The sequence below is a fragment of the uncultured Aquimarina sp. genome (genome assembly GCF_947495315.1).
GTDB lineage: Bacteria > Bacteroidota > Bacteroidia > Flavobacteriales > Flavobacteriaceae > Aquimarina.
In genome coordinates, this window is the sequence record NZ_CANLYD010000001.1 from 630893 (window position 1) to 643879 (window position 12987).

The 12987-nt window shown below is 35.8% G+C and carries 9 protein-coding genes; 8 read left to right on the forward strand and 1 reads right to left on the reverse strand.

What is annotated here, in order from left to right:
- Positions 1–20: 20 nt before the first annotated feature.
- Positions 21–1016, reverse strand: a complete 996-nt coding sequence (locus Q0910_RS02580; protein ID WP_299212223.1) for an AraC family transcriptional regulator — start codon at positions 1014–1016, stop codon at positions 21–23.
- A 574-nt stretch (positions 1017–1590) separates the two neighbouring features.
- On the opposite strand from Q0910_RS02580, the gene Q0910_RS02585 reads away from it, so the two are divergent.
- The 8 genes from Q0910_RS02585 to Q0910_RS02620 all read left to right on the forward strand — a co-directional run bounded on the left by Q0910_RS02585 (position 1591) and on the right by Q0910_RS02620 (position 12797).
- Positions 1591–3231: a TldD/PmbA family protein gene (locus Q0910_RS02585; RefSeq protein ID WP_299212226.1), complete on the forward strand. Its 1641-nt coding sequence runs from the start codon at positions 1591–1593 to the stop codon at positions 3229–3231.
- A gap of 30 nt (positions 3232–3261) precedes the next feature.
- Positions 3262–4578, forward strand: a complete 1317-nt coding sequence (locus Q0910_RS02590) for a TldD/PmbA family protein (RefSeq protein ID WP_299212229.1) — start codon at positions 3262–3264, stop codon at positions 4576–4578.
- Between the two features lie 187 nt (positions 4579–4765).
- Entirely contained in the window at positions 4766–5386 is a 621-nt protein-coding gene (locus Q0910_RS02595) for a DUF4159 domain-containing protein (protein WP_299212232.1), read from the forward strand.
- Positions 5387–5611: 225 nt separating this feature from the next.
- Positions 5612–6613, forward strand: a complete 1002-nt coding sequence (locus Q0910_RS02600; protein WP_299212235.1) for a MoxR family ATPase — start codon at positions 5612–5614, stop codon at positions 6611–6613.
- Between the two features lie 18 nt (positions 6614–6631).
- On the forward strand, positions 6632–7528 hold the full coding sequence (locus Q0910_RS02605; RefSeq protein ID WP_299212238.1) for a DUF58 domain-containing protein: 897 nt from the start codon (positions 6632–6634) through the stop codon (positions 7526–7528).
- Position 7529: 1 nt separating this feature from the next.
- Positions 7530–8828: a BatA domain-containing protein gene (locus Q0910_RS02610; protein ID WP_299212240.1), complete on the forward strand. Its 1299-nt coding sequence runs from the start codon at positions 7530–7532 to the stop codon at positions 8826–8828.
- A complete protein-coding gene (locus tag Q0910_RS02615; protein WP_299212242.1) occupies positions 8828–11044 on the forward strand; it encodes a tryptophan-rich sensory protein in 2217 nt (738 codons plus the stop codon). Before Q0910_RS02610 ends, Q0910_RS02615 begins: the two co-directional genes overlap by 1 nt.
- A complete protein-coding gene (locus Q0910_RS02620) occupies positions 11037–12797 on the forward strand; it encodes a hypothetical protein (protein ID WP_299212245.1) in 1761 nt (586 codons plus the stop codon). The genes Q0910_RS02615 and Q0910_RS02620 overlap by 8 nt, the downstream gene beginning before the upstream one ends.
- Positions 12798–12987: the final 190 nt, after the last annotated feature.

The window sequence follows — 12987 nt, forward strand, 5'->3', positions numbered from 1 at the left end:
AGAAGCCTACAAAAAAGACGCTAGTTATTGTACTTTTTGTTTTTAAACTTCGAAGGAGATTCACCGGTATAATGCTTAAAGAAATTAGAAAAGTGATTGGGCTCTTCGAAACCTAGTTGTAAAGAGATGTCTTTAATACTTAGATCCTGATTTAGCATAGATTTAGAAGTACCAATCATTTCATGTCGGATAAGTTTCCCCAATGAAGTCTGCATCTTGTCCTTTACTTTTTTAGAAAGCGTTTTTGCAGATAGATTCATTTTAGAAGCATAAAAATCTAGGTTTCTCTCTTTGGTATGATACTGTTGCAGCAATTCCATAACGTTTTGAGAAAAACAATCTCTATTTTTATAATCAAAATCTTCTCTAAACTGAATGGGGTTTTTACCTACACTATTTTTAAAAACTCTATTAAAATAAGCAGGATCATTATATCCCAAATCGTAAGATATTTCCTTAATACTCTTATCCGTAAAAGCAATTTCTTTTTTACTTTCTAGTAATTTTTTGTTAGATAGTAAGGATTTAACAGAAACACCAACTTTGCTTTTTATCAGAGATTGAATGTTATATCCTTTCTCATTTACATATGCGGTAATATCCTGAGTACTGATATTACTAGAATATTGTTCGTCTATAACTTCTTTAGTATCAAAAATGATTTGATATTCCTCTTTGTTTGCTTTAAATGGATTTTGGAAATACCATTGCTCTGTAGAAGTATCTATAATAGTATCTAGTTCAATATTTGAATTGAATTGATGTATAATTTCGTGAAAATTATTGGATTTTTCAAAGTCAATATACCCTAAAGAGATAAGATGTTTAAAGAGTACCCTGAATTCTTTATTTCTAAAAATTGTTTCATTCGGGAATTCCATTTTGAGTACAAAAAAATCATCAGATAAGAATTTAATGTATTGCCCTTTTTCTAGGTAAATAGCTTTATCCTTCCAGTCAAAATAGTTCTTGAAATCTACCTGAATACTACCATTACCAGATATGATCTGATACAATGTATATTGGTTAATGAAGTAAACTTTATTTATTTGTGGAGTAAATTTGAGAACCATTACTAATACATATATAAGTATAGTCGAATTATTAGTAAGAAATTACATTGCATAAGAGTATTCTTTGGAGTCAAAATAGTTTCTAATAGAAAAGATACTCTTTCAATAATGTTAACACTACCTTCTTAAGGTTGTTTTTTGAATATTTAATAAAGAAAAGTTAGAAACTTTAACAAAAATTTATACAAGTACTGTTTTTATGCTTTTTTGATACATTTCTATGTGATTTATTAAGAATTATGCAATTGAATAATTGATTTTAATGTATTGTATTTCAGTGTTTTATAGGATTGATGTTAAGTTGGTTCTTTTGCGGAATCCTACACTTAAAATCTAGTGATGAAGATTCATGGGGATATGGTACTTTGATTTAATTTTTCTACTTTTAAAGCTAACGAAAGTTAGTCTTGTAACAAAACTTTAGGATATGGTCAAGTATCATAGAAACTAAAAGAATTCTTATAAGATAAAATTCATCAGACTTATTTTAATATTCACTCAATCAAAAAAGAGGTTTATGAAACGTAGAGATTTTATTCAATACACAGGATTAGGAGCAGGTGCTTTAATGATGCCTTCACTACTCCTGGGAAATGACATTCCCGCAGAAGCATTGCTTAATCCGGGAATGGACGTAGCCATTAAGAAAAAAATGGCAGATGTAGCGCTTAATACAGCAAAATCATTGGGAGCAACCTATGCCGATGCTCGAATCGGTAGGTACTTAAACCAATATGTATTTACTAGAGAAGACAAAGTACAGAATGTAGTAAATACCGAATCGTTTGGTATCGGAATTCGAGTTATCGTTAAGGGTACCTGGGGATTTGCATCTACAAACAGCGTTACAGAGGATGGAATTAAGAAAGCTACAGATCAGGCGGTAGCAATAGCAAAAGCGAATTCCAAGATTCAGAAAGTAGAAGTACAACTAGCTCCGGTTAAGTCACACGGAGAAGTAACCTGGAAAACTCCTATCAAAAAGGATTTTAAAGATGTACCGGTTTCAGAAAAAGTAGATCTATTATTATCCGCCAATGCCGCCGCATTAGAGAACGGAGCCAATTATGTGAATTCTGGACTTTTTATGGTAAATGAGCAGAAGTATTTTGCTTCTACAGATGGATCCTATATTGATCAGGATGTACATCGTATTTGGCCTACATTTACAGTAACAGCTATTGATAAAGGTACAGGTAAATTTAAATCGCGTCAGGCTATGAGTGCCCCTATGGGTATGGGATATGAATATATGGACGGATTAGCTTCAGAAAAACTGAAAGGGCCTGAAGGTCTCAATCTATATCGTAAAAGTTATGATATCGTAGAGGATGCAACGCTGGCTGCTAAACAAGCTAAGGCGAGATTAACCGCAAAATCTGTAGAAGCAGGCAAATACGATTTAGTATTAGAACCGAATCATTTAGGTCTAACAATCCACGAATCCGTTGGACATCCATTAGAACTAGATAGAGTATTAGGATACGAAGCTAATTATGCAGGAACAAGTTTTGCTACATTAGATAAATGGAAGACTAAAAACTTCAAATACGGTAGCGATATCGTAAACCTTGTTGCCGATAAAACCCAAGTTGGCTCCTTAGGAGCTGTAGGATATGATGATGAAGGAGTAAAAACAAAGAAATGGGATTTAGTTCGTAATGGTGTGCTAACCAATTATCAGGCAATACGGGATCAGGTTCATATGATCGATCAAAATGAGTCTCACGGATGCTGTTATTCTCAGAGTTGGAACGATGTACAGTTTCAGCGTATGCCTAATGTATCCTTAGAACCAGGTAAAGAAAAGTATTCTATTGATGATATGATCAAAGACGTAGAAAAAGGAATTTATATCGCAGGTAGAGGTTCGTATTCTATTGATCAGCAACGATATAATTTCCAGTTTGGTGGAACGGTATTTTATGAAATTAAAAATGGAAAAATTGTAGGTATGCTAGATGATGTAGCATATCAATCTAACACGCAAGAATTCTGGAATTCTTGTGCTAAGATATGTGACAAAGATGATTATCGAATGTTCGGGTCATTCTTTGATGGTAAAGGACAGCCTTCCCAAATAAGTGCTGTATCTCACGGAAGTTCTACAACACGCTTTAATGGTGTGAATGTGATCAACACAGGTAGAAAAATTTAAATCACAGTCTTATTACAAATAAAAAATATCATGGCAATATATTCTAAAGAAGAAGCAAAGCAGATTATGGAAAAAGCGATGAGCTTTTCTACTGCAGATGCTTGTGAAATAAATTTAAGCGGAAGCGAAAGTGGTAATATCCGTTATGCTAGAAATACCGTATCTACGGCAGGACATAGATCAAATCAAACCTTAGTAGTACAATCTAATTTTGGAAAGAAATCTGGGACAGCTACTATTGATGAATTTGATGATGAGTCTTTAAAGAAAGTGGTAAAAAGGGCAGAGGAATTGGCAAAACTTTCTCCAGAGAATCCAGAATTTATGGCGCCTCTTGGACCACAAAAATATGATAAATCTATTACCTATACAGAAGCTACAGCAAAGATAACACCAGAGTATCGTGCAGAAGTAGCAAATAGTAGTATTGAACCAGCTGCGGCCAAGAACGTTACTGCGGCAGGATTCTTTAACGACTCTGCCGGTTTTAGTGCAATGATGAACTCTAGTGGTTTGTTTGCGTATAATCAATCGACCAATGCCAGTTTTACGGTAACTATGCGTAGTAATGATGGTACAGGATCTGGTTGGGTAACTAGAGATTTTAATGATGTCAGTAAATTTGATGCCGTAGAAGCTTCTAAAGTTGCAATAGATAAAGCAGTAATGTCTAAAGAAGCTAAGGCAATTGAACCAGGTAAATACACAGTGATTCTGGAACCTGCAGCTTCTGTTGGCCTTTTAGGTAATATGGCATTTGCATTTAATGCACGTACTGCTGATGAAGGACGAAGCTTTATGTCCAAAGAAGGTGGAGGAACCAAAATGGGAGAGAAGATTGTAGATGAACGTGTAAATATTTGGTCAGATCCGTTGAATCCCGAAGTTCCTACAGGTACTTGGAATGGTTCAGGACAACCTTTAAAAAAGACAAGTTGGATAGAAAATGGAGTCGTAAAAAACCTGGCATATAGTCGGTATTGGGCAGAGAAAAAAGGAGTAGATCCTGTGCCTTTCCCAAATGGATTTATCATGCAAGGAGGAGATGCATCCTTAGAAGATCTTATTAAAGGAACTAAAAAAGGTATTCTGGTTACTCGATTATGGTACATAAGAACCGTAGATCCTCAAACCTTACTATATACAGGACTTACAAGAGACGGAACCTTCTATATAGAAAACGGAAAAATAAAGCATCCAGTGAAGAATTTCAGATTTAATGAAAGTCCGATCATTATGCTTAATAACCTGGAAACTCTAGGGAAGCAGGTACGAATCGATGGTAATCTAGTGCCTTATATGAAAATAAGAGACTTTACTTTTACCAGTTTGTCAGACGCAGTATAATCAGAAATCATTTATTATAACCCGTCACATTGAGCGGAGTCGAAATGTAGTGACTGACTACTACATTTTGACTCCGTTTGAAATGACAGGAGCGTTTATTATATTAAGATAATACTAATTAACGTTCCTTTTAGATCATCTTCGCAAATTATGATCTTAATTGCTGTTTCATCTAGTTAATTTTATATTGAGTACTAAATTTTTCTTTACGCGATTACAATATGAGTCAGGAGATTGGGATGTGGATCAGAGAATGCCTTCTAATCTATTAAACTCGCTTGTGGAGTATACTACACTAAAAGTGGATACCCAAGAAAGAATTATCCCTTTGAGTAGTGATGAGATATTCAAAAGCCCATTTTGCTATATCTCTGGCCATAAATTGGTACAGTTTACCAAAAAGGAAAGAGAAAACTTTAAGAAATATGTTAATAATGGTGGATTTGTATTTGCAGATGATTGTAATCACGATATAGATGGATTGTTTTCTAAGTCATTTGTGCGACAAATGTCAGCTATTTTTGGACCGCAAGCGTTAAAAAAGATTCCTAATAATCATGAGATTTATAAGGTGTTCTTTGAGTTTGAGGATGGTCCGCCAACGACTTCTCAAGAGCTGAATGGATGGGGAGATGATATTGTACACGACTATTTAAAAGCGATTCAGATTAATGGCAGAATAGGTGTTTTGTTTAGTAACAAAGACTACGGTTGTGAGTGGGATTATGATTTTAGAAATAAACGATGGTATAAAATAGACAATACTCGATTTGGTGTTAACATTGTAATGTATGCGTTAACATCATAAAAGATGGTTCTAGTATATAATAGTGTTGATACTCTTAACGAATCCATATCCCATCCCCAGCCCTTCCCAAAGGGAAGGTAGCTATAAGTCCTTTCCTTTGGAAAGCCTGCCTGACCGGCAAGGCAGGGATTTAGGATAGGATAAATCGTTATTCCATGAAATAAATGAAACATTTTACAATAACCAACACTATTGTAAACCAGAGCCTAAAAGATATATAAGTATATGGATAAAGAGTTAGTAAATATAGAAGAAGAGGTAACGATTCTTACCGAGAAACTTCAGAAGTTACGAAAAGAGATCGGTAAGGTAATTACAGGGCAAGAAGAAACGGTAGAGCAGTTATTGATTACCTTTCTTGCAGGCGGACATGCATTGTTAGAAGGAGTTCCGGGTTTGGCAAAAACGTTAATGATCAGGACGCTTGCACAAGCTATTGATCTTAAATTTAAAAGAATACAATTTACGCCGGATTTGATGCCGTCGGATATTATTGGTACCGAAATATTAGAAGAAGATTATAGTACTGGAAAAAAGTTTTTTAAATTTAATAAAGGTCCCATTTTCTCTAACATCATATTGGCAGATGAGATTAACCGAACACCACCAAAAACGCAGGCCGCGTTGTTAGAAGCCATGCAAGAGTTTGAGGTTACCTATTCTGGAAAAACATACGAACTAGACAGGCCATTTTTTATACTGGCTACTCAGAATCCTATTGAGCAATCGGGAACATTTGCACTTCCTGAAGCCCAGCAGGACCGATTTCTATTGTATATCAAAATAGGATACCCAAACGAATCAGAAGAAACTACAATTCTAAAAAACACCACAGGTGTCAAGAAAGAAACCTTGAATAAAGTGATTTCAGGAGAAGATATTCTCAGATTACAACATTTGGTAAGAGAAGTTCCAATTAGTGATGATCTGATCACCTATGTAAGTAAGGTTATTAGAGCTACAAGACCAGAAACAACGACCAATACCTATGTAAAGGAATGGGTGAATTGGGGAGCAGGACCACGTGCCGGTCAGGCAATGATATTAACAGCCAAGGCGCGTGCGTTGGCTCAAGGACGTTTAGCAGTAACATTAGATGATTTACAACAGGTAGCTAAACCTGTATTGCGCCATAGAGTTATTGTGAATTTTAGAGCAGAATCAGAAGGAATAACTTCTGATGATGTTACGCGCCATCTATTAAAAGCCATTGAGGTAGGGAAGTAAGACCATAGAACAAATCAAGTGAGACAAGATTATCACCAATTACTAAAACCAGAGCTCATTAAGAGTGTATCTGGATTGTCACTCATCGCGCGTGTGATTGTTGATGGATATTTGTCTGGACTAAACCATAGCTATAATGTAGGTTCGGGAATGGAGTTCACTCAATTTCGTAACTATGAACCTGGTGACGACTTGCGATTACTCGATTGGAAAATGTTAGCCAGATCCGGTAGATATTATATCAAGCAATCTGAAGTAGAAACGAATATTTCGGTAAAATTTATTTTGGACGCCAGTAAGTCAATGCTTCATAAGGAGGATGAACTTTCTAAAATGGATTATGCCAGAATACTGATAGCCTCGTTAGGATATTTATCCCAAAATCAAGGGGACGCTATAGGACTTTTTGCATTAAACGATCATCAGTTGTATAATTTATATCCTAAAATTCAGAAGCAACATTACAATCGTTTCTTACTGGAGTTGACCAATATTGAGAGTAAAGGAAAATGGCCGGAAAACCCGGATGCTTCAAAAAGTCTTCATGATCGCAATCATAAAGAACTCATATTTTTTATAACGGATCTGTATGAACATAATGAAGAATTAACGTCTTTTATCAAAAGACTAAAAACTCCGAAAAATGAGGTAGTAGTCTTACATCTTATGGGTAAGAATGAATTGGAATTTGATTATAAAGGAACCGTAACATTCGAAGATTTGGAGACTGGAGCAAAGCTCAAAATAGATGCGAAAACTGCAAAAAAAGAATATCTCATCGCACTGGAAGAAATGATTAAGAATACCAAAAATACGCTCTTGGCCAATGATATCAGTTACCATCTATTCAAACTAAATGAACATATAGGTGAAGCATTGCAAGTATTCCTGAAGAAACGAAACAAACTAATCTGATATGTTTTTCCTCAACCCTACATATCTTTGGGCATTAGCAGGACTTCTGGTTCCTTTAGCCATACATCTTTGGAGTAAAAAAGAAGGAAAAACAATAAAAGTAGGGAGTACCAAATTGCTAAGTGAATCTGATTCTAAGCAATCAAGAAGTATTCAACTAAATGAATTTTTTCTACTAGTAGTAAGAATGTTATTAATCAGTGTTTTGGTCTTACTCATTGCCGGATTTCAGATTAAAAAGAAAGCTGCTACCATACCAATTACCTATATGGTGGAACCTTCATTACTGGATGATGAAAGGATACAAACGATCATAGATACGATAGATACGGGAGCATCATTAAGACTCTTGGAATCCGGATTTCCAGAATTGGATACCGATCAAACAGCTATAGAAAGTAATACAACACCCGATTATTGGCAGTTAGCCAAAGAAATGGAAACCTTACAAACCGATAGTATTGTCGTTTTCACGAAAGCATTCATAAACGGAATCAAAGGTAGAAGACCAGAGACGAATAAGAATATTGCCTGGGTATCTTTAGACTCAGAGGAGTCATCTAAAAAAGCCCTCAAAGCCATCAAAAAAGAAGATTCTCTGCAAGTGCTATCGATGATTAGTGATCAGGATCAGTTGTTTTTTACCAAAGCATTTATTGCTGCAAATGATAAGAGACTGAAATTTAATGAAACAAATGACAGTGTGATCTTTCCGTTTAACGGAAAGGAGGAAAGTGTATCTCTTACTGTAGAAGTACCAACCAAAGTATTACTGTTCTATGAAGATAGCCTGGCTAGTCAGAAAACATACATAGAAGCATCGCTAAAGGCAATATCAAAATACCTACATAAACAAATAGACATAGAAACCGTTCAGAATAAAGAAGGTATAGATGCTGATGCTTTTGACCTGGTGGTTTGGTTATCTTCAGCTGTAGTTCCGAATACATCAACAAAGATGTTAGTATTTCAACCAGACGACCTGGCCAATAACATTATTGAAGAAGGAATTTCGAATAGGATTTTTTATCTTACGGAAGCGCTTACTACAGAGAATAGTATTGATAGAAACGTATCCGAACAGTTGCTAAAACTGTTTGATTTTCACCAAGATATTCAAGCTGAAATTAATGAGTATGATAAAAGAACTATTGATATATCAGAATTGCAACCTGCAGCGGCTAGTCTGGCGACGGGTAAAAAACAATTTAAACTTTTTGACATTTCTAAATGGTTATGGTTGTTATTGGGAGCATTGTTAGTGATGGAACGTAGTGTAGCAAAATTCAGAAAACAATAATGAGATCAGGACAAGACATATTGGTTGGATTTAGAAGGCGATGGCGACTGATGCTTTGGCTGGAGATCACTTTGTATGCCTTAGGACCAGCTATTCTTTCGTACCTGATATTTTTGAATGTATTTTGGGCGATAGCTGTATTCATCATAGTCATTTCTATCATCATATTTTTTATAAAGCCTTGGAAACATAGTTTAGAAAATGTTGCCACCTATATAGATCTTCATCTCGATGCTACAGAGTATAGTACAGGTCTTTTGTTAGTACCCGAAGAAAAGCTGTCTGGCTTGGCCAGAATACAGCAAAATAGAGTAACAACCAGACTTGTCGAAAAGCTAAAAACTATCAAACCTCCTCATCATTTAGTTCGTGGAGCGATTATTTTAGGTTCTTTTATTTTGATAGGTGCAGTGATCTATAAGTACGAACTATTATCAAACATACAAGGTGCACAACAACCAACAATAACTCCGGAAGCAATTGTTTTTAAGCCAACCGATACGACATCAACGACAGTTCAATCCCCTAAGTTAATACGTCAACAACTAACCGTTAACTATCCCAACTATACGCAAGTTCCTTCTGTAGAAACTTCCAACATGGATATAAAGGCAGTAGAAGGATCCAGAGTTTCCTGGCAAATACAATTTGACCAAGAAACCAAAAACGTAACGATGGAAAGCATGGGAAATAGCTATCCTATGAAATTATCAGATGGAACCTATACCGGAGCATCCACACTCACCAGTGCAGGTTTTTATAATTTTAAATTTACCGATCTACAAGACAGATCATACGTTTCCGAATTGTATGCTATTGAGGTAATCAAAGACAAGAGCCCTTCTGTAGAAATTAAAGGAATAAAACAGTTCACTTCGTTTGCTTTTAATGAAGATAAAAAGGTGTCCTTTACCACAACTATTAGTGACGATTTTGGGATTGAAGACGCTTACATTATAGCTACGGTGAGTAAAGGTTCTGGCGAATCTGTAAAGTTCAGAGAAGAGAAGTTAAACTTCAATAGTAAAATTCCCAAAGGGAATAAGAATATGAGTTTGTCCAAAAATATCAATCTGGATCAAATGAAGATGGAACCAGGTGACGAATTATATTTTTATGTAGAAGCGTTGGATCGCAAACGGCCGAAACCGAATACATCCAGAAGTGAGACCTTTTTTGCGGTGATAAAAGATACCGTTTCTGATGCTTTTGCTGTAGAAGGAATGATGGGAGTTGATCTGATGCCAGATTACTTTAGAAGCCAGCGGCAGTTAATTATTGATACCGAAAAACTGCTTAAGGATAAACCAAAACTATCTACACAAGACTATAAATCTAAGAGTAATGAATTAGGTTTTGATCAGAAAGTATTACGGCTGAAATATGCAGAATTTATGGGTGATGAATCAGAATTCGGTGGCACTGCAGAAGGAGACGTTGAATCTCCTGAAGAAGAAGGAGATCATCACGAAGAAGATCACGAAGAAGAAGATCCGCTGGCAAAATATACCCACGCACACGATAGCGAGAACGAACATAATTTGGTGGAAGAAGAAAAAAAGGAAGATCCTTTAGAAGAATACTTGCATAATCACGAAGATCCAGAAGAATCTACATTGTTTACACAATCTCTAAAAAGTAAGTTGCGACAAGCATTGAACGAAATGTGGGATGCCGAATTGTATTTACGACTCTATACACCAGAAAAATCATTGCCCTATCAATACAGAGCCCTAAAACTGATTCAGGAAATTAAAAACAGTGCGCGTATCTATGTGCATCGTATCGGTTTTGATCCTCCACCAATTAAAGAAGACAAAAGACTTACCGGAGAAATAGATGAGGTGCCAGGGTATAGAAAAAGTGCCGAACTAACGCAAGAAGATGCATATCCTTCCATACGTGTAACCTTGGCAAGACTGGAACAATTAATTTCTGAAAAAGGAAGTATTACCGAAGAAGATAAACTACTTTTTGGTCAAGCCGGAAATGAATTAGCAGAAAAAGCGATTGAAGATCCTGGACAATACCTGAAAACATTACAGCAATTAAAATGGATTTCTGAAGATGTAGTAGTTCCATCAGAAGCGTTGGTAGCCTTGCAAAAAGGATTGTTCTTAGCACTTCCGGAGTTGAAGCCTAATGCAGTGAAACAACAACAACAAACAAGCGAAATAAATGATTTACTATTAAAAGAGCTCGAAATCAATGATTGAGGATATCACTTTTTTACATAGTAATTGGATTGCTTATATAGCTATTGGTGCCATAGTGTTATGGTTGGTTTTTGTTTGGAAAGAAGGATTTCATTTCAGGAAACGTAAGTTCTGGATCAACATAACAGTTGCGCTGTTTGCGATTATTTCTCTTGCCATCATCGCACTAAAACCAGCGGTACCTATACTTGGTAAAAAAACTAAAGTAGTAATACTTACGAATGGGTATAACACCAAACAGTTGGATAGTTTAAAAAGAGCTCATAAACGAATACAAACGTTTCCGTACAAAGCGAATCAACCAATTTTTGAAAATATACATACATCAGACACTGTTTTTGTATTGGGAAATGGTGTAGCACCTTTTGATTTTTGGCAGCTAGAAAACCATAAGGTTGATTATATAAAAAGTGATGTGCCTTCTGGTGTGGTAAGGTTTAGATATGATCATAGTAGGGTGGTAGGAGAGCAGTTACAGTTTGGAGGATGGTATAACAATCCAACAAAAGGAAACCGATTGATTCTGGAAGGACCAGGAGGAAATGGATTAGATTCTATCTCTTTAGAATCGGGTAAAAAACAATCCTTTCAATTAGCAACACATCTTAAGTCGGTTGGAAACTATACCTTTTCGCTGGTCGAAACAGATTCGCTAGGAAAGCTGCTTTCAAAAGATCCTATTCCTATAAAGGTATTAGATCGCGAAGGATTAAAAATCCTAATCGTAAACGGTTTCCCAACCTTTGAAACCAAATACCTAAAAAACTATTTGGCAGAAATGGGTCATGAGGTATTGGTAAAAAGCAGAATCACCAGAGGAAAATATAAGTTCGAATATTTTAATACAGATCGAATACCGATAGGTGCTTTTTCTGAAAAGAACTTACAGCCTTTTGATTTGGTGATCCTAGATGCTACTACCGCAAAGAACTTAGGACGAGGTGCACGAACTGCTCTTAAGAACGCTATCAAACAGTATGGACTAGGACTTTTTATCCAACCCGATGAAGATTTTTTTAGATATAGAAAGGATGAGGTAGCTTTTGATTTTGTAAAAGAAAAAAGTACCGAAACAAGTCTGGGTACAACTCCAAAAACTAAAATAGCAAAGTATGCTTTTCTATTTAAAGATCAATTTCAATTACAGGCGATACATAAAAATGGTAAAGGCGATATCGTATCCGCCTATAAACATCTTGGAAAAGGGAAAGTAAGTACTACGGTTTTACAAAGTACCTATGAATTATTGTTAAACGGAAAAACAACCGAGTATCAGCAACTATGGTCCGAAATTATAAGTAGTATCGGTAAAAAAGAAAGCGCTAAGGTCAGTTGGGATGAACATAGTATCCTGGGGATAAAGGATCAACAATATGAGTTTACACTAAGAACCGCTATTCCTGAACCTGAAGTAACAACGGAAGAAGGATATCGTATTGCGCTACGTAGCGATATGGATATCTCAAACCTATGGACAGGTACAACCTATCCTAAGAAATTAGGCTGGAATAGGATATCTGTCGCACAAGACACCACAGCCGTTTTGGATTATTTTGTGACGGATACCACCACCTGGAAAGCAAAATCAAGCTATGACAACATGCTAAGAAACCGCAGACACTTTGGTAGATCTTCTATAAAAAACACAAAGCAAACCTTACCATTAGCACCCATAAACCCAATTGGTTTCTATATTTTCTTTTTATTATGCACGGGATATTTATGGTTAGTTCCTAAGTTGGGGAAAGAGTAATAAAAAACGTCCACTGGATGAAAGAAAACTTACTTGTCACGATAAACCGCCCAAGTACTGTCATCTCGAGCGGAGTCGAGAGACAACCAAAAACAACACCCAATACATAAAAGAACCCATATCATTTTGTAATCTGGGGAATTTTACATTATTTTTAGAAGCGTATAATAAAAACGAGTAGCACTAGTAA